The 18,546-nt window shown below is 72.4% G+C and carries 14 protein-coding genes; 4 read left to right on the top strand and 10 right to left on the bottom strand.

Annotated features, from left to right (window positions below):
* Nucleotides 1–43: 43 nt before the first annotated feature.
* From ACLBX8_RS10970 to ACLBX8_RS10950, 5 genes are read right to left on the bottom strand one after another with little or no spacing between them, the layout of a single operon-like run.
* Entirely contained in the window at nt 44–1,060 is a 1,017-nt protein-coding gene (locus tag ACLBX8_RS10970) for a hypothetical protein (protein ID WP_447699290.1), read from the bottom strand.
* Nucleotides 1,061–1,085: 25 nt separating this feature from the next.
* Nucleotides 1,086–2,414: a c-type cytochrome gene (locus tag ACLBX8_RS10965; protein ID WP_447699291.1), complete on the bottom strand. Its 1,329-nt coding sequence runs from the start codon at nt 2,412–2,414 to the stop codon at nt 1,086–1,088.
* Between the two features lie 8 nt (nt 2,415–2,422).
* On the bottom strand, nt 2,423–2,968 hold the full coding sequence (locus ACLBX8_RS10960; protein ID WP_447715097.1) for a (2Fe-2S)-binding protein: 546 nt from the start codon (nt 2,966–2,968) through the stop codon (nt 2,423–2,425).
* On the bottom strand, nt 2,965–5,802 hold the full coding sequence (locus ACLBX8_RS10955; RefSeq protein WP_447715096.1) for a xanthine dehydrogenase family protein molybdopterin-binding subunit: 2,838 nt from the start codon (nt 5,800–5,802) through the stop codon (nt 2,965–2,967). The genes ACLBX8_RS10960 and ACLBX8_RS10955 overlap by 4 nt, the downstream gene beginning before the upstream one ends.
* A gap of 11 nt (nt 5,803–5,813) precedes the next feature.
* Nucleotides 5,814–7,205, bottom strand: a complete 1,392-nt coding sequence (locus ACLBX8_RS10950; RefSeq protein WP_447715095.1) for a nucleobase:cation symporter-2 family protein — start codon at nt 7,203–7,205, stop codon at nt 5,814–5,816.
* Between the two features lie 440 nt (nt 7,206–7,645).
* Between ACLBX8_RS10950 and ACLBX8_RS10945 the strand changes: the two genes are divergently transcribed.
* Nucleotides 7,646–9,004: an 8-oxoguanine deaminase gene (locus ACLBX8_RS10945; RefSeq protein ID WP_447715094.1), complete on the top strand. Its 1,359-nt coding sequence runs from the start codon at nt 7,646–7,648 to the stop codon at nt 9,002–9,004.
* Between the two features lie 353 nt (nt 9,005–9,357).
* Here the strand turns inward: ACLBX8_RS10945 and bhcD are convergent, their stop codons facing one another.
* The 4 genes from bhcD to bhcA form a co-directional block, all read right to left on the bottom strand.
* Nucleotides 9,358–10,323 carry an iminosuccinate reductase BhcD gene (gene bhcD, locus ACLBX8_RS10940; protein ID WP_447699295.1) on the bottom strand — a complete coding sequence of 322 codons (966 nt, stop codon included), beginning with the start codon at nt 10,321–10,323 and terminating at the stop codon, nt 9,358–9,360.
* A gap of 145 nt (nt 10,324–10,468) precedes the next feature.
* Nucleotides 10,469–11,626 carry a 3-hydroxy-D-aspartate aldolase BhcC gene (gene bhcC, locus ACLBX8_RS10935; RefSeq protein WP_447699296.1) on the bottom strand — a complete coding sequence of 386 codons (1,158 nt, stop codon included), beginning with the start codon at nt 11,624–11,626 and terminating at the stop codon, nt 10,469–10,471.
* A gap of 19 nt (nt 11,627–11,645) precedes the next feature.
* Nucleotides 11,646–12,605, bottom strand: a complete 960-nt coding sequence (bhcB, locus tag ACLBX8_RS10930) for a beta-hydroxyaspartate dehydratase BhcB (protein WP_447699297.1) — start codon at nt 12,603–12,605, stop codon at nt 11,646–11,648.
* A 10-nt stretch (nt 12,606–12,615) separates the two neighbouring features.
* On the bottom strand, nt 12,616–13,806 hold the full coding sequence (bhcA, locus tag ACLBX8_RS10925; RefSeq protein WP_447699298.1) for an L-aspartate--glyoxylate aminotransferase BhcA: 1,191 nt from the start codon (nt 13,804–13,806) through the stop codon (nt 12,616–12,618).
* 188 nt (nt 13,807–13,994) lie between these two features.
* Here bhcA and bhcR point away from each other — a divergent pair, with 188 nt between their 5' ends.
* A complete protein-coding gene (bhcR, locus tag ACLBX8_RS10920) occupies nt 13,995–14,855 on the top strand; it encodes an HTH-type transcriptional regulator BhcR (RefSeq protein ID WP_447699299.1) in 861 nt (286 codons plus the stop codon).
* A 31-nt stretch (nt 14,856–14,886) separates the two neighbouring features.
* Here bhcR and ACLBX8_RS10915 read toward each other — a convergent pair whose 3' ends face one another.
* Nucleotides 14,887–15,132, bottom strand: a complete 246-nt coding sequence (locus ACLBX8_RS10915; protein WP_447682284.1) for a hypothetical protein — start codon at nt 15,130–15,132, stop codon at nt 14,887–14,889.
* Nucleotides 15,133–15,389: 257 nt separating this feature from the next.
* Here ACLBX8_RS10915 and ACLBX8_RS10910 point away from each other — a divergent pair, with 257 nt between their 5' ends.
* Both ACLBX8_RS10910 and ACLBX8_RS10905 read left to right on the top strand, forming a co-directional pair.
* Entirely contained in the window at nt 15,390–16,019 is a 630-nt protein-coding gene (locus ACLBX8_RS10910) for a phospholipase A2 family protein (protein WP_447715093.1), read from the top strand.
* A gap of 105 nt (nt 16,020–16,124) precedes the next feature.
* Entirely contained in the window at nt 16,125–18,437 is a 2,313-nt protein-coding gene (locus tag ACLBX8_RS10905; RefSeq protein ID WP_447715092.1) for a CHASE domain-containing protein, read from the top strand.
* Nucleotides 18,438–18,546 lie beyond the last annotated feature (109 nt).

The following is an 18,546-nucleotide window of genomic DNA, read 5'->3' as shown; positions in this document are numbered from 1 at the left end:
GCTCGCAACGACGGCGGAACCGATCTGATCAACCGAAACGGCATCAGAAGACGTGGAACGCGACGCCGGCGAGGAAGCTCTTCTCCTCGGTGCCCTTGAAGGTCGCGGTCTCGACGTTCCCGAACTTGTTGTGCCAGTACTGGAACCCGACGAAGACATCGACCCGGTTGGGCTGATCGTAGACGAGCTTGCCGAGATCGAGCACGAGGTTGGTGCGCGACAGGACTTCGAGCCCGCGGGGCGGGTTGAAGGCGAAGGCGGCCGGATTGCTCACGCCCCGCCCCTTCGGCAGCACGATGTTGTTGAAGCCGACGAGGCTGAGCGGCAGCCCCGTGAAGGTCAGGGGAAAGCTGTAGACCAGCTCGAATTCCGGGACCGTGTCGAAGCTCTGGTCGCGGTCCGGCTGGAGATTGAACCCGTTCCGGTTCCACTCCTTGTAGGCTTGCACGGAGAGGTTGAGAAAGCCCGCCGGCACGTCGAAGGCGAAGTTCAGGCCGCCGACGATGTCGCGCTTCTTCGAGCCGAAGGCGTCGTTCTGGGCGTTGGCGTCGAAGCCGAAGGCCAGCGACACCTCCTTGACGAGGCCGGGAACGGTGAAGGCCTTCGTGCCCGTGAGCGCGTTGAGGCTCAGCGTGCCGCGATACAGCCCGTAGGCTTCGGTGTTGCCGTAATCGGCGAAGAACGGGGCGGCGACGGAGCCCGGCGCGTTGGTGGTGCCGGCCGGGAACTGGGAGCCGGACTTGAGGATGTCGAGGGAGAAGAAGTTCGTCCCGTAGGCCCAGGCATCGGCGTGGGAGATGTTCAGGATGTGCTTGGGCGCCGCGCGGGAGACGAAGCTGCCGTCGGGGCGCTGGATCTGGATTCCGGGCGAGACGGTGGGGAACTGGTAGCGGTAGCTGATCTGGGTGTCGGCGAAGAGGAAGAACGGGCCGTCCTCCACCACCGTCGTGGCCTCGGGCGCCACCGGCGCCGAGGAGGCCGTCCCGAGGTCCTGCGCCCCCGCCGCGCACGTCATCCCGAGCGGCAGCAGCGCGGCCGCGATCCGACAAGCCATGGTCATGTCCGCCCCCTCCTCCCGGCCGCCTTCAGTGCGAAGCGTCGGCCCGCAAACCCGCGCGCTGGCGCGCGACCTCGTCCGGCGTGACCGCCTGACCCTGCCCGCCCCACTCGGCCCGCATCCAGGTCGCGAGGTCGGCGAGCGCCGCGTCGTCGATCAGGGCGGCGAAGGGCGGCATGGCCTCCATCCGCTCGTTGCCCGGGAAGCGCTGCGCCGGGAGCCCGACGAGGATCGCCCGCAGGAGACCGCCCGCGCCCGCGACCCGCATCGCGGTGTTCGTCCGCAGCGGCACGGAGACGTGGGGGATCCCCTCCCCCGCCCCGCCGTGGCAGCCGGCGCAGAGGCCGGCGTAGCTGGCCCGACCCCCGGCCGCGACCGCCGCGGGGATCGCCGCGGGGGTGGCGGCGACCGGCGTCTCGGGCTCGGCCGGCAGGGCGTCGCGGTCGAACAGGTAGGCGGAGAGCGCCGTGAGGTCGGCCGCGTCCATGTGCTGCGTCGAGAAATGCACGACGTCGAACATCTGGTGCGTCGCGCCGCCCTGGGCCGAGAGGCCCGTGCGCATGAACCCGACGAGCCCGTGCGGGGTGAAGCCCATCCGCGCGAGGCCCGCGGGCGTGATGTCGGGCGCCTCGACGCCCTCGATCGTGGCGCCGCGATAGACGGCGTCCGGGCGCATGGCCTGGAGCGCGTTGCGCGGCGTGTGGCACTCGCCGCAATGGCCGAGGGCGTCGGCGACGTAGCGGCCCCGGTTCCACAGGGGGGAGCGGCCCGGATCGGGCGCGGCGACCGTGGCCGGCAGGCTCAGGAGGTTCCAGGCCGCCAGGGTCCAGCGCTGGTCGAACGGGAAGGCGAGGGTATTGGCCCTGTTCTCCACCGCGACCGGCGCGCGGGTCATCAGGTAGGCGTAGAGGGCGTCGACATCCTCCGGCGTCAGGCCGCGATACGACGTGTAGGGCATCGCCGGGTAGAGGTGGCGGCCGCCCGGCGCGATCCCGTCGCGCAGGGCCCGGTGGAAGTCGGCGCGGCTCCAGCCGCCGATGCCCTGCGGGCTCGGCGAGATGTTGGTGGCGTGGATCGTGCCGAAGGGCGTCTCCAGGGGCAGTCCCCCCGCCCAGGGGGCGCCGCCCCGGGCCGTGTGGCAGGCGAAGCAGTCGGCCGCGGCGGCGACCTTGGCGCCGCGGGGGGCGAGGCCGCGCACGGCCTCCGCGCTCAGCGGGGTCTCGACGTCGCGCGCGACGACGCTGCGCTCCAGGGCGCCGGAGGCGACGAGGCCGGCCGCCGAGACGGCCACCGCGAGGGCGGCGGCGAGCCCGGCGCCGACGCGCCGCGCGGGGGTGGTGAGGGACGGGATCCGCACGGCGCGCCTCAGGCGGTCACCAGACCGGGGGTCGCCAGCACGAGGTCGCGCACCGCCTGATGGTAGCGGACGTAGCCCGTGCAGCGGCAGATGTGGCGGTCGAGCGCCTCGGTGACGACCCGCTCGACCTCGTCGCGGCGGATCGGCTCGCGGCGCAGGCGCTCGATGAGCACGCTCGCCCCGGTGACGAAGCCCGGCGTGCAGTAGCCGCACTGGAAGGCGAAGGTCTCGATGAAGGCCTGCTGGACCGGCGAGAGCACGACGGTGCCGTCCGGCGCGGTGCGGGCATGGCCCTCGACGGTGCGGATGCTGCGCCCCTCGAACCAGTGGGCGCCGGTGATGCAGGCGCGCATCTCCCGCGGGCCGGCCGCCTCCTCCAGCATCACCGTGCAGGCGTGGCAGATGCCCTGCCCGCAGCCCATGCGGCTGCCGGTGAGGCCCAGCCACTCGTGCAGGACGTCGAGCAGGCTCGTGCCGACGGGGACGGGGATCGGACCGACGGCCGCGCCGTTCACGCGGAGCGAGAGGTCCTTGATCTCGATGGCGGCGCTCATGCCAGTGCCTCGCGGATGCGCTCGGGCCGGATGGGGAGTTCGTGGAAGCGGTGGCCGATCGCGTGCGCGACGGCGTTGGCCAGCGCCGGGACGACGGCGATCATCACGACCTCGGCGACGCCCTTGGGCGGGTCGGTCTCGGAGAGCGGCGGCAGGATCTCCACCGTCTGGTTCCACGGGGCCACGTCGCGGGCGCGCGGGAGCTCGTAGCGGTTCCAGTTCCACGTGCCGTCGCCGGGGCCGTCCTCGTAGAGGGGCAGCACCTCCTTGAGGGCGTGGCCGATCCCCATGGCGAGGCCGCCCTGCACCTGGCCGGAGACCAGCTCGGGCACGATCTGGCGGCCGCACTCGAGGATCGAGTGGTGGGACAGGATCGTCACGTCGCCGCTGGCGGTGTCGACCGCGACCTCCGCCAGGGTGGCCATCGGCGCGTAGTAGGTCGTGCCGACATTGTTGCGCTGGGTCGGCGGGTAGAAGACCGCCGCCCGGGGCACGAAGTGCCAGCCCGCATCCGCCATCAGGGCGCGGCGCTCGGGCGGGGCCCCGGCGCCGTAGCGCACCGCCAGGGCGTCGATCGGCAGGCGCGTCCGGCCCGTTGCGGGCAGGTCGAACTCGGCCTCGGCCCATTGCCAGCGGTTGAAGGTGTGGAGGGTCACGCCCACCGGCAGCCCGAGCCGGTGCGCCTCGGCGGCCACCGCCTCCAGGGACAGCGGCGGCAGGCCGCCGCCCAGCACTTGCCCGTCCACCAGCCGCAGCTCGTCGCGGGCGACCACGTGGTAGGAGGCCAGCGCCCCGCCGCCGCCGCCCCGCGCCCAGAGCGCGCGGGCGGCGGGCCAGACGGCGTGGTCGACGAGGAACCGCGCGGCCGTCCGGGTGGCGTGGCCGAGGTAGTAGGCGGAGTTGGTCGCGCTCATCGGCGAGGTGAAGCGCGGGGTCCAGCGGGGGTTCTGCGCCCGGCGGTCCTCCTCTTCCTGGGGCGTCGTGTAGGGCTGGTCGGAGGTCTCCAGCGGCATCTCGGGCCAGCGCACCACGCCGAACGCGGTCTCCGAAGGCACCCGGCCGAGGATCTCGGCCACCATGACCGCCTGCGAGGTGGTGACGCCCGGGCCCATCTCGTGGGCGACGTGGCGCAGGCTCAGGCGGCCCCGCGGGTCGAGCTCCAGCGACGCGACCGCCGCCTCGGCGCCCGTACCGTAATCCTTGTGCACCTGCGCGAAGCCGACGCCGTAGCGGCGGCCGGGATGGGCGGCCTCGTAGGCGGCCTTGCGCGCCGCCCGGTCCCGCCAGAGCGGGTGCGCGGCGGCCTTCGTCAGGATCTCCGCGTTGCGCAGCGCCCCGGCCGGGACCGCGCCCTGGCTGTTGCGCTGGCCCGAGCGGAGCACGTTGCGCAGGCGCAGGTCGATCGCGTCGATGTCCAGGAGCGCCGCCGCCTCGTCGACCATCATCTCGGTGGCCGACATGGTCTGGAGCGTGCCGAAGCCCCGGGTCGATCCGGCCTCCACGGCCCGCGAGGCCAGGGCGATCGCCTGGAAGTCGCTCTTCGGCAGGTAGTAGATCGACTGCGCCGCGGTGGCGCCGACGAAGGAGACCGCGACGGAGTAGTTGGGGCGCCCGCCGCCGTCGCAGGCGAAGCGCCCGGTCATGGCCCGGAACCGGCCGCTGGCCCGGTCCACCAGCAGGACGTTGTCCATGCGGAAGGCGTGGCGCTTCAGTCCGTTCTGGAACTGCTCGAACCGGTCGTTGGCGAGGCGCACCGGCCGGCCGCCCGCGTAGAGCGCGGCCACGACGCAGAGGAACGGGAAGATGTGGTGGTCCTTCGTCCCGTACCCGACCGTGTAGCCGACCTTGAGATCGACCTCCCTGAGCGGGAACCGGGATTTCGAGACCAGCGCGGCCGCGGCCTCGGCCACGTCGTAGGGCGACTGCGTCGCCATCATCAGGCGCAGCGTGGCGGTGTCCGGATCGTACCAGACGTTGCCGTTGTCGGCCTCCATGGCCGAGGCGTCCGTCGACTGCGACCGGTAGGTCCGCCGCATCACCAGGGCGTCCGCGCCGGCGCCGTCGATCTCGGCGGCGATGGCGGCCGCCGCCGCCATGCCCCGGGCGAAGGGGCCGTCGTCGCCGGCCTTCGGCCAGGCGGGCTCGTCGCCGGAGAAGCCGGCGAAGATCGGGGACTGCGCGAACGGCGAGAACCGGTCGGGCGCGTCCGGCGCGTCGCCCTCGATCCGCACCCAGCGCGAGGCGCCGTAATGGGCCGGCGGCCTGGGACCGGTCTCGGCGCCGTACTGCACGACGTCGTCGGCGAAGCGCAGGGCGCGCTTGGCCGCGGCGAAGCGCGGGAAGTCGGCGTAGATCAGGATCGCCACCGGCTGCCCGAGCAGGCGCGGCGTCTCGCCCTGCGGCACGAGGAACCAGTCGCCGAAGAAGTCGGCGTGCGGGACCGAGACCCCGTCCGCCACCAGGTCCTCGTGCCGGACGATCCGGTCCGGCCGCAGGGCGGCCGGGAGCCGCGACAGGTCGAGGCCGGTGAAGCGGCGGTCGGCGCGGGTCGCCGCGACGAGGAAGGCGTGGGCTTGGCCGTCGGGCCAGCCGGCGAGGTCGCGGGCTCGGTAGTCGCGGGAGAAGGTCTTGGCGCCCGTGACCTTGGCGACGGCGTCGAGGCGGTAGCGGGGCCGGCCCGGCGCGACCCACGGGGAGCCGGCGGACAGGCCGGTCTCGGCGAGCTGCGCCCGGGCCGGGGGCGCCAGGAAGGAGACCTTCACGGCGACGCCCGCCGCCGCGCCGGCCTTCAGGAAGTGGCGCCGCGAGAGCGCCTTGATGGTCTCGGCCGACATGGCTTCTCCCCTCAGGCCCGGTCCAGGACGGCCGCGTGCGGGAAGGCGGGCTCCGCGTCGGCGACGCGGTGCTCGGCCCCGGCACCGAGACGGTCCGAGTTCAGCAGCAGGTTGAGGACGATCGCCCCGATGGCGCCGAGGGTGATCCCGCTGTGCAGGATCGGCCCGGCCCAGTCCGGCGCCGTGGCGGCGAAGAGCTTCGGCGCCGCCATCGGGATCAGGCTCAGGCCGATGCTGACCGAGACGACGATCTGGTTCCGGCGATCCCCGAGATCGGCGCCGCCCACGATCTTGAGGCCCGCCGCCGCGACCATGCCGAAGATCACGATGCCGGCGCCGCCGAGCACGGCGGGCGGGATCGACGCCACCGCGAAGGCGACCTTGGGCAGGAGGCTGACGCCCAGGATGATGAAGCCCGCCGCGACCGTGACGTAGCGGCTGCGCACCCGCGTCATGTTCACGAGGCCGACGTTCTGGGAGAACGAGGTGTGCGGGAAGGTGTTGAGGCAGCCCGCGATCAGCGTCGAGAGCGAGTCCGCCATCAGGCCGCGGGTCAGGGTCCGCTTGTCCACCGGGCGCCCGACGATGTCGCCCACCGCCAGGAACATGCCGGTCGACTCGACCAGCGTGACCATCATGACGATGCACATCGCCGCCACGGCCGTCAGGTGGAAGGTCGGCCAGCCGAAGTGGAACGGCGTGACGAGGGCGATGAGCGGGCGCTCGGCCAGCCCGTCGAGGCGGAACAGGCCGAGCGGCCAGGCGAGGCACAGGCCCGCGACGAGGCCGATCAGCACGGCGACGTTGGCGACGAAGCCGGTGGCGAAGCGGCTGACCACCAGGATCACCGCCAGGACGAAGGCCGCGACGCCGAGATGGACCGGGGCGCCGAAATCGGCGGCCCCGAATCCGCCGCCCGCCCAGTTGATCCCGACCGGCAGCAGCGTGACGCCGATGATCAGGATGACCGTGCCGGTGACCAGCGGCGGGAAGAAGCTCGCGAGCCTGGAGAAGAACGGCCGGAGCAGCAGGCCGAACACACCCGCCCCGATGGTCGCGCCGAAGATGCCCGGCAGGCCGATCGTCGGGTCCTGCGCCATCGCCACCATCGGGCCGACCGCCGCGAAGCTGACGCCCATGATGACCGGCAGGCGGATGCCGAAGATCCCCAGGCCGAGGGACTGGATCAGGATCGCGATGCCCGTCACCAGCAGGTCGCAGTTGATCAGGTAGGCGACCGTCTCGGTCGGCAGGTTCATCGCGGCGCCGAGGATGAGCGGCGGCGCCACCGCCCCCGCGCTCATCACGAGCACGTGCTGCATGCCGTAGGCGAGGAGCTTGGGAAGGGGCGGGATCGCGTCGACCGCGTCCACCTCGGGCGTTGTCCTGTCGTGAGACGTCATGGGCGTGTCCTCCGCCAGCCGGGACCTGTCGAGGCGTCGTCCCGTGATGGTGTCGTCGGGGACCCGGCAGCGGTGGCCGGACCTCTTCCGGGTCCGGGCCGCCAGGAGCGGGTGTGGGGCCAGTCGCAGGGCGGGCCGTGGCGGCACGCCCGGGGGCGGGGGAGCGGGCTCTCGGCGGCCGCTCCGGGGTCATGCGCTGCCGACTTGGCTGGCTCTCAAACCTTGCATGGCTGGCCGCGAATGCCATGCCGGGATTTCGGAAGCAGTTTGCGAAAAATCGCCAAGGTGGCCGGTGGCAGCTGCCGTATGCTGCGGCCCGCTGACGGCCCCGAGACGGTGCGCCCGGCACGGCGTTCCTGCTGCCAGAGGGCGGCATCTGGCCGTGGGGAGGCGTCGCGGCCCGTCCGGCGCGGCCTCCAGGGCGCACCCGGAGAGACGCGATGACCTCCCTGCTGCTGACGAACGCCGACATCCTGGTGACGATGGACGCGCAGCGCCGGGAGATCCCCGGCGGCGCGGTCTACGTGGAGGACAACCGCATCGTCGCCGTCGGCCCCGCCGCCGAGGTGCCGCAGCGGGCCGACACCGTCCTCGACATGCGCGGCCACGCGGTGATGCCGGGCCTCGTGAACACCCACCACCACATGTACCAGACGCTCACCCGCGCGGTGCCGGCCGCGCAGGACGCCGACCTGTTCGGCTGGCTGAAGGCGCTCTACCCGATCTGGGCCCGGCTCACGCCCGAGATGGTCCGCGTCTCGACGCAGACCGCGATGGCGGAGCTGATCCTCTCGGGCTGCACCACGTCGAGCGACCACCTCTACATCTACCCGAACGGTTGCCGGCTCGACGATTCCATCGAGGGCGCCGAGGAGATCGGCATGCGCTTCCACGCCGCCCGCGGCGCGATGAGCGTCGGGGAGAGCGCGGGCGGACTCCCGCCGGACTCGGTCGTCGAGGACGAGGCGGCGATCCTCGAAGACACGCGCCGTCTGATCGAGCGCTGGCACGATCCGGAGCGCTTCGCCATGCGCCGGATCGTGGTGGCGCCCTGCTCACCGTTCTCGGTGAGCCGCGGCCTGATGCGCGATGCCGCCGAGCTGGCCCGGCACTACGGCGTCTCGCTCCACACCCACCTCGCGGAGAACGACGACGACGTCCGCTACAGCCTGGAAAAATTCGGGATGACGCCGGCGGAGTACGCCGCCGACCTGGGCTGGACGGGCCCCGACGTGTGGCACGCCCACTGCGTCAAGCTCGACCGCGCCGGAATCGCGCTGTTCGGCCGGACCGGGACCGGGGTGGCCCACTGTCCCTGCTCCAACATGCGCCTCGCCTCGGGCATCGCGCCCGTCCGGCAGATGCGGTGCGAGGGCGTGCCGGTCGGGCTCGGCGTCGACGGCTCGGCCTCCAACGACGGGTCGCACATGCTGGGCGAGGCGCGGCAGGCCATGCTGCTCGCCCGCGTCGGCTTCGGGCCGGCGGCCATGACCGCGCGGGAGGCGCTGGAGATCGCGACGCTGGGCGGCGCGAAGGTGCTGAACCGGGACGATATCGGCGCGCTGGCCCCCGGCATGGCGGCCGACATCGTCGCCTTCGACCTGCGGGGCCTCGGCATGGCGGGGGCGCTGCACGATCCTGTCGCCGCCCTCACCTTCTGCGCGCCGCAGACGGTGGCCTGGAGCGTCATCAACGGGAAGATCGTGGTCCGCGAGGGCCGCCTGACGACCCTCGACACCGGGGCGCTGACCGCCCGCCACAACGCCCTCGCGGCGGCCCTGGTGCGGGACGAGGCGTAGGCCGGCCTACTCATCCTCCGCAGAGGGGCTCGCGGATCCAGACATCGGGTTCGGCGACGCGGCTCCAGGATCGGGCGCGCGTCCCCGTCAGCGTCGATGTTCTCTGGAGATTTGAGAAGATCCTGGCACGCAGAGATGGAGCCAGGTTAATGCCCTCTTATAATTTCTTCGATTGATAATTCATGTGCGACCGTCTTTGCGAGCGGAGCGAAGCAACCCAGAGCAGCGCAGCGCCTGTAAAGGTCGCGCGACCCTGGGTCACTTCGCTTTGCTCGTGATGACGGCGAGGAATGCGTCGACCCAAGCATTCGGCCGGAAACTGTATTGCCCTCGGGCCGCGCCCGTCGTGCCCGTCAGACATCCACCTCGGCCGCCAGCTCCTTGGCCACCGCGCGGTCGACCGCCACCGCGGCGACCGCGAGGTCCTGCAGCCCGACCCCGGTGCCGTCGAACAGGGTGATCTCGGACTCCGAGACGCGGCCGGGGTGATCGCCGTTGATCACCGCCCCGATCTCCACGATGGAATCCGCGGCGAGGAGCCCCCGCGCGACGGCGTGCTGCGCCTCGCCGATGCTGACCGACTGCGCGACCTCGTCGGTGAACACCGTGGCGGCGGCGAGCAGTTCGGCCTCCACCTCCTGCTTGCCGCGCGTGTCCGTCCCCATGCAGGCGAGGTGCGTGCCCGGCCGGACCTGCGCGGCCTTCAGGATCGGCGCGAAGGAGGACGTGATCGTCACGACGACGTCGGCCTCGGCGCCGAGGCGGTCGAGGTCGACCGCCTCGAACGGCACGCCGCGCTCCCGCGCCACCGCCTCCATCCGGCCGAACATGCCGGGATGCAGGTTCCACGCGAGGACCCGCTCGAACGGCCGCTGCGCCAGCGCGGCGCGCAGCTGGAACGCCGACTGGTGGCCCGCGCCGATCATGCCCAGCACCCGCGCATCTTTGCGGGCAAGGTGCCGGACGGAGATGGCGCAGGCCGCGGCCGTGCGCAGCGCGGTGAGGAGGTTCCCTCCGACGACGGCCCGGCAGCGGCCGGTATCGGCGTCGAACAGGAACACCGTCGACTGGTGGTTGGTCAGGCCCTTCGCGGCGTTGCCGGGCCAGAAGCCGCCGGCCTTGAGGCCGAGCGCGAGACTGTCCCGGTCGAAGCCCGACTTGAAGCCGTAGAGCGCGTCGGCGTGGCCGATGGCTTCCCGGACGACCGGGAAGTTGCCGGCCCGCCGCCGCGCCATGGAGGCGAAGACCTGCTCGACGGCGGTAAAGCACTCCGCCTCGGTCAACAGCCCGTCGATCGCGTGCTCGGGAACGATGATCATCGCGGATGTGTCCTCAATTCGTGAGCCGGCATGTCGCCCCCGTCATCGCGGGCGTCGCGAAGCGACCCAGGGCAGCGGGCCCCATCCAGGCGCGTCCCCGGATCGCTGCGCCGCGCTCGCGATGACGGACGGTGTGCAGGGTGCGTCAGTAGGCCTTGCCGCGGGCCGAGACCGGCCAGAGCGTCTCGACCCGGCCGTTGCGGACGCCGACGTACCAGTCGTGGACGTTGCAGGTCGGATCGCAGTGGCCGGGGACGAGGCGCAGACGGTCGTTGACCTTCAGCCGGCCCTCGGGATCCTCGATCACCCCGTGCTCGTCCGAGCACTTGATGTATTTCACGTCGTCGCGGCCGAAGACGAAGGGCAGGCCGGAATCGACCGACTGCACCTTCAGGCCCGCGTCGCAGATCGCCTTGTCGGCCTTGGCGTGGCTCATCACGCTGGTGAGGATGAACAGGGCGTTCTGCCACTCGCCCGCGTCGATGCGCTTTCCGTCCCGGTCGCGGATACGCCCGTAATCGGCGTCCATGAACGCGTAGCTGCCGCATTGCAGCTCGTTGTAGACGCCGGATCCCGCCTCGAAATAGTAGCTGCCGGTGCCGCCGCCGCTGACGAGCTCCGGCTCGAGGCCCTCCCGGTTCAGCGCCGCGACGGCGTCGCGCACCTGGGCGATGGCCGCGTCGAGCTTGGCCCGCCGCTCCTCGTAGCCGTCGATGTGCTGCATGGCGCCCTGGTAGGCCTGGAGGCCCGCGAAGCACAGGTTCGGCGCGGCCGCGACGGCCTGGGCGATCGCCACCACCTCGGGGGTCGTCCGCACGCCGCAGCGGCCGGCGCCGCAATCGATCTCGACGAAGCAGTCGAGCTGCGTGCCGTGCCGCTGCGCCGCCGCCGAGAGGTCGGCGACGTTCGCCACGTCGTCGAGGCAGACGATGATTCGGGCACCGTGCAGCGGCAGCCGCGCCAGCCGGTCGATCTTGCCGGGGTCGCGCACTTGGTTCGAGACCAGGATATCCTTGATGCCCGCGCGGGCGAAGACTTCCGCCTCCGAGACCTTCTGGCAGCATACGCCGCAGGCGCCGCCGAGGCTCTGCTGAAGCTTCAGGATATCGACGGACTTGTGCATCTTGCCGTGGGCGCGGTGGCGCATCCCGTGCGCCTTGGCGTAGTCGCCCATCTTGCGGATGTTGCCTTCCAGCGCGTCGAGATCGACGATCAGGCAGGGCGTCTGGATCTCGTCCTCGCGCATACCGGGCAGCGCGGGGACGTCGAAGCCGACTTCGAGATCGGCGGATCGGGCGTTCATGTGCATCGTGGGCCTCCCGTTATTGCCAGGGCAGCGCGTCGAGATCGACGTTCCCGCCCGTGATGATCACGCCCACCCGCTTGTTCGCGAAGATGGGGCGGTTCTTCAGCACTGCCGCCAGGGCGACGGCGCTGGACGGCTCCATGACGATCTTCAGCCGCTTCCAGATCAGCTGCATCGCCGCGACGATCTCGGCCTCGGAGACTGTGAGGATATCCGCGACGTGGTGGCGGACGAAGTGCCAGGTGAGGTCCTTCAGCGGCACCTTCAGGCCGTCCGCGACCGTCACCGGCGCGTCGTCGGCGATGATCCGTCCGGCCTTCAGGCTGCGATGGGCGTCGTCGGCCTGCTCGGGCTCCGCCGCGTAGACGGCGATGTGCGGGGCGAGCCCGGCCAGCGTCAGGCAGGTGCCCGATACCATGCCGCCGCCGCCGATCGGGGCGATCACCGCGTCGAGATCCGGGACCTGCGCGATCAGCTCGCGGGCGCAGGTCGCCTGCCCGGCGATGACGCGGCGATCGTTGTAGGGATGCACGAACTCCGCGCCGGTCTCGGCGACGACCTCGGCGAACACGGCCTCGCGCGATGAGGTGGACGGCTCGCACTCCACCACCCGGCCGCCGTAGCCGCGCACGGCGTCCTTCTTCGCCTGGGGCGCGGTGCGCGGCATCACCACCGTGCAGGGGATGCCGCGCCGGCCCGCCGCGTAGGACAGGCAGGTGCCGTGGTTGCCCGACGAGTGGGTCGCCACGCCCCGGGCAGCCTGCGCGTCGGTGAGGCTGAAGACGGCGTTCGAGGCGCCCCGCGCCTTGAAGGCGCCGGCCTTCTGCAGGTTCTCGCACTTGAAGAACAGCTGCGCGCCGGCCGCTTCGTCGATGATCCGCGAGGTAAGGACCGGCGTCTCGTGGATGAAGGGCCGGATGCGCTCGTGGGCGGCCAGGACGTCGTCGAGGGTGGGCGTGATCAGGGCGCTTTCCATGGCGCTCCCCTCAGGCGGCGGCGCGCAGGGCGGCGGCCGGGGCGCGGCGGTACACCGCCTGCGCGGCCGCGACCCCCGATCCCAGCGCGATGCGCAGGCCGAGATCGGCCATCGCCATCTCGGCGGCGGCGATCCCCGACAGCGCCATCACATCCGTGAGGCTGCCGAGGTGGCCGATGCGGAAGACCTTCCCGGCGACCTCGCCGAGGCCCACCCCGAAGGCGACGTCGTAGTGGCGCGCCGCGTGTGTGACGATCCGCGTGGCGTCGAAGCCCTCCGGGGTGCGGATCGCGCTCACCGTGTCCGAGTAGAGGTCCGGGCGCGCGGCGCAGAGTTCCAGGCCCCAGGCGGCGACGGCGGCGCGGATCCCGTCCGCGATGCGGCGGTGCCGGGCGAAGACGGTCTCGAGCCCCTCGGCCAGGAGCAGTTCCGTCGACAGCTTCAGGCCGTTCAGGAGGCCGACCGCCGGCGTGTAGGGATAGGCGCCGTTGGGGTAACCCTTCGCCATGTCGCGGATGTCGAAATAGGTCCGCGGCAGCGTCGCCGTCGCCGTGGCGGCCATGGCCTTGGGCGAGAACGCCACGATGGCGAGGCCCGCGGGCAGCATGAAGCCCTTCTGCGAGCCCGTCACGGCGACATCGACGCCCCACTCGTCCATGCGGAAATCCATGGACGCGATCGAGCTGACGCCGTCGACCAGCAGCAGAGCCGGGTGGTTGCTGGCATCCAGCGCGCGGCGCACGGCGGCGACGTCCGAGCGGACGCCGGTCGCCGTCTCGTTGTGCGTGACGAGCACGGCCCGGATGCGGTGCGCCTTGTCGGCCGCGAGGGCCTCGGCGAAGCGATCCGCCGGAAGCCCCTCGCCCCACGGGGCTTCGATGACCCGGACATCGAGGCCGTGGCGGCGGGTCATGTCGATCCAGCGGTGGCTGAACATGCCGTGGCGCGCCGCCAGCACCGTGTCGCCGGCGCTGAGCGTGTTGGAGAGCGCGGTCTCCCAGCCGCCCGTCGCCGTCGACGGGAAGATGAACACCTCGGCGTCCTCGCTCTTCAGGACCTTCTTCACGCCGGCGAGCGCCGGATGAAGGATCTGCGCGAACAGCGGCGACCGGTGATCCAGCGTCGGCATGTCGGCCGCGCGGCGAAGCACTTCCGGCATATTGGTCGGGCCGGGAATGAAGACGGGATTCTGTGCGAACATCGGCGGCGCTCTCCTCCAATACGGGAACGATAGCACCGCCGACACCGTATTGATATTTTCTTGAAAAACTTTTTCATCGATGAGCAAGGCGCGAAAAGACACGCCGTGGCAACGTCTTACCTTTTTCCGTTGTGAGAAAAATTTTTCCATCCTAGGAATTGCGCGGGATCGGCGAAGGCGAGAACGCCATGGATTCGGGAAACCGGCGGCGCGGGCGGCCGAAGGGGTTCGGCGGCGCCAAGCCCACGGCGACCATTCAGGCGCTCGACCGCGCCCTCGATGTCCTCGACGTCCTGGCGGGCGGCGACGGGCTGACGCTCTCGGAACTGGCCGGCAGGCTCGAGCAATCCGTGGCGACCATGCACCGGGTCCTCGCGACGCTCGAGCGCCGCGGCCTCGTCGAGATCAGCGCCGACAAGCAGGAGTGGCACGTCGGTGCGGAGGCCTACCGGCTCGGATCGGCGTTCCTGCGCCGCCACAACGTCGTCGAGCGGAGCCGGTCGATGATGTGGACGCTGATGCAGGAGACCGGCGAGACCTCCAATCTCGGCGTCGAGAAGGACGGCAACGTCCTGTTCGTCAGCCAGGTGGAGACCCACGAGACGATCCGCGCCTTCTTCCCGCCGGGCTCCCTGTCGCCGCTGCACGCGTCGGGCATCGGTAAGGCTCTGCTGAGCACCTACGCGCCGGCCCGGATCGAGCGCCTGTTCCGGGGAAAGACCTTCGCGCGGTTCACCGACAAGACCATCGGCTCACTTGACCAACTGCGCGACGACGTCGAGGCGACCCGCCGCCGGGGCTACGCGATCGACGATGAGGAGCGGAGCATCGGGATGCGCTGCGTCGCCGCCCCGATCCTCAACGTCCACGGCGAGGCCATCGCGGGGATCTCGGTGTCGGGGCCGACGCACCGGCTGTCCGACGAGAAGCTGCGCGCGATCGGCGAGCGGGTGCGGAGAGGCGCCGCCGCGGTCTCGCGCGCCCTCGGAGCGCCCGCCGCGACGATGACCGCGACGCCCGACGCGCCGGGCGCGCCCGACCGGGACTGACCAGCGGTGCTCCAGTGCGGCGAGGCGCGCCCTAGCGCCCGGGATGCCGGCGGCGCGGATCGACGGTGCCGACCGCCGACGGGGGCCTGCCGTCGCCGTCGAGGATACCGGCGCGCCCGTCCGGCGCCGTCCGCGGATCCGCGAGCGTCGCGCGGCCCTGGAGGCCGCCGGGGGCGGTGACGGCCGGGATGCCGGCGGGGGCGGTGAAGCTCTGCGCCAGGGCGGGCCCGGACAGGCCGATCCCGATCACGGCGCCGATCAGAAGACGAGAGGTCATGGCGGAGGTCCAGCTCAGGTCTGTCGCCGGGATCATCCCGGCCGCGTTACGCCTCGATGTGGGATCCGCGACCCCGGGGTCCAACACGCAGGACGAGCCCCCGTGTGCCCGCGCACGGCGCCGCGTGCCGCGCCGCCCGGACGGTGCTGCCCCGCGGCCCGCGTCCGCCCCGCAGGGCTCCGTGACCGTGGCGGGCGAAAGTCCGGAACGGAGAAGCCGAGCTTCGAGTTGAGGGGCGGCTGAATCAGGGGCCATCCGTGAGACCGTCTCTCCTCGCCACGCTCGGGCTGCTGCTCGTCGCCTACCCGCACGCGTCCGGGGCGCAGGGCGTTCCGGACTCGCGAGGCGTCCAGAGCGTCCAAGACGTGCAGGATGTCCGAGACCTGCCGGCCGCGACCGTCGAGCCGGGCGAGCCTCGCCCGGGACCGCCCCCGCCGCTCCCGGACATCTCGGACCCGAACGGACGGGCCGGCGAGGCCCTGAACGAGCCCGGCGAGCGCTCCGGCATCCCGAAGACCTTGCGCTCCTCCGGATCGAAGGCGGGCGGGCCGGCCAACGACCTCAACCCGAGCGGGCAGGCAGAGGCGCCGGCACCGCCGAAGGGCGACCTGGGCCGGGTCATCGCCGGCAAGGAGCTGTTCCACGGCAATTACTGCGGCACGGGTCAGCGCGGCGAGGGGCTGCCGCCGACCGACGCCCTCGATGCCGCGTGCATGCGCCACGACGCCTGCTACGACGCGGCGGGCTACCGTTCGTGCGCCTGCGACGCGACGCTGAGGCGCGAGGCTTCCACCGTGTCGGACAGCCCGGACGCGGCGCTGGAGGTGCGGCGCCGGGCGCTGAGCGTGATCGAGGCTACCGCCGCGATGGCGTGCCGCGCGCCCTGAGCGCCCGCCGCGATGCGGGAATCTCGCCCCGGTGACGCCACCATGGACTTGCATCCCGGCGCATGCCTGCTTTGACGGGCCGCAGTCGAAGTCCGGTCTCGCCCCTTGTCCCACCGCACCGCATCGCAGGGTCCTGTCGCGCCCGCCGCCCGCCGCGGGGCGGGCGCGGCGCGCTGGATCCCGCCCGCGATCCTGGCCGCCGGCCTCCTCGCGACCGGGCTGAGCACGGCCCTCACCTGGCAGGCGGCGGCGCTGCGCGACCGCCTGACCTTCGAGCACGCCACCGAGATCGAGCTGCGCACGGTCGAGGACCAGTTCCGCACCTACACGGCGCTCCTGCGCGGCGCCGCCGGCCTGTTCGCAGCCGACGGCGACACCGTCACGCTGGCCCAGTTCCGGGCCTACGTGCAGCGGATCGAGTTCCAGCGCCTCTACCCCGGCTTCCTCGGCATCGGCTTCACGCCGACCCTGCCCGCCTCCGCGCGGGAGACGTTCGCCGCGCGCGCCGCGGCCCTGGGCGTCGAGAATGCCCGGGTCCGGCCGCCGACCGACAACCCGATGATCAGCCCGGTCCTGTTCGCCGAGCCGCCGAACCCGCGCAACCTCGCCGCCATCGGCTACGACGTGATGTCGGACCCGGTGCGGCGCGACATGGTCGAGCGGGCCCGCGACACCGGCCAGCCGGCCGCCTCGGCGCGGATCCAGCTCGTGCAGGAGATCGACGCGAACAAGCAGGCGGGCTTCCTCGTCGCCATGCCGGTCTATGCCGGCGGCGTCGTGCCGCCGGACCTCGAGGACCGGCGGCGGCGCTACCTGGGCTTCGTGTTCGGCGCCTTCCGGGCCGACGACCTGTTCAACAGCATCGTGGCGGCGGAGGCCGAGGAGGACGCGGCCTTCGCCATCTACGACGGCGCGCCGAGCGAGGCGAACCTGCTGCACCGGTCCGCGCGGGCCTCCGCCGCCGTGGCGGGACGCCTCACCCGCGAGGCGCATCTGGAACTCGGCGGCCGCACCTGGACCGTCGCGTTCGCGCAGCGCGTCTCGCCCCGGCGCGGCTCGGCGCTGCCGGAGATCTGGCTCGTCTGCGGCGGCGGCCTGTTCGCCACCGCCCTGCTGGCCTTCGCGGCCTACCGGCAGCGCCGCACGCAGGACGAGATCCGCCAGCTCAACGCGTCGCTGGAGGCCCGCGTCGAGGAGCGGACGCGCGATCTCCGGGCGGCGGCCGACCGTCTGCGGCAGGCCGGGGAGGAGCGGGCGCGCATGGAGGAGGCGCTGCGCCAGTCGCAGAAGATGGAGGCGGTGGGCCAGCTCACCGGCGGGCTGGCGCACGACTTCAACAACCTTCTGGCGGGCATCTCGGGCTCGCTGGAGCTCATCGAGGCCCGCATCGCCCAGGGGCGGTCGAAGGATGTCGGCAAGTACATCGCCGCCGCCCAGGGCGCCGCCCGGCGGGCCGCGGCCCTCACCCACCGCTTGCTCGCGTTCTCGCGCCGCCAGACGCTGGCGCCCAGGGCGATCGACGCCGACCGGCTGGTCCGCGGGATGCTCGACCTGATCCAGCGCACGGTCGGGCCGAGCGTCGAGGTGCGGCACGTCGGGGCGGACGCGCTCTGGGCCGCGCTCGCGGACCCGTCCCAGCTGGAGAACGCGCTCCTGAACCTCTGCATCAACGCGCGGGACGCGATGCCCGGGGGCGGCCGGATCACCATCGAGACCGACAACCGCTGGATCGACCGGCAGCAGGCCGACGCCCAGGACATGCCGGAGGGGCCGTACCTGTCGCTGTGCGTGTCCGATACCGGCACCGGCATGCCCCCAGAGGTCGTTGCCCGGGCCTTCGACCCGTTCTTCACCACCAAGCCGATGGGCGAGGGCACCGGCCTCGGCCTGTCGATGATCTACGGCTTCGCCAAGCAATCCGGCGGGCAGGTCCGGATCACCTCGACGGTCGGCCAGGGCACGAACGTGTGCATCTACCTGCCGCGGCACTTCGGCGAGGCGGACGCGGACCGGCCCGACCCGGGCCGGGGCCTGATGGCGCAGGCCGAGGCGGGCGAGACCGTGCTGATCGTGGACGACGAGCCGACGGTGCGCATGCTGGTGACGGACGTGCTGAGCGACCTCGGCTACACGGCGATCGAGGCCGCGGACGGCGCGGGCGGCCTCAGCGTGCTGCAATCGGGTGCGCGGATCGACCTGCTCGTCACGGATGTCGGCCTGCCCGGCGGCATGAACGGGCGCCAGATGGCCGACGCCGCCCGGGTCGGCCGACCGGAGCTGAAGGTGCTGTTCATCACCGGCTTCTCCGAGACCGCGCTGCCGGGCGACGGGCGTCTCGAGCCCGGCATGGCGGTGCTGACCAAGCCCTTCGCCGTGGAGGCCCTGGCCGCCCGCATCCGCGAGCTGATCGCGCGCTGAGCCGGGCCGGCCGCGACGGCGGCGCATCGCCTGTCTCGAGGTGCGCCGGATCGGCGCAGGGCGCCCTCGGGCGGCACGGCCGCGGCCACCGCCGCCCTGCCATTCGTTG

The sequence above is a fragment of the Methylobacterium sp. D48H genome, from assembly GCF_053345715.1.
This window is presented reverse-complemented; position numbering and strand designations above follow the sequence as displayed.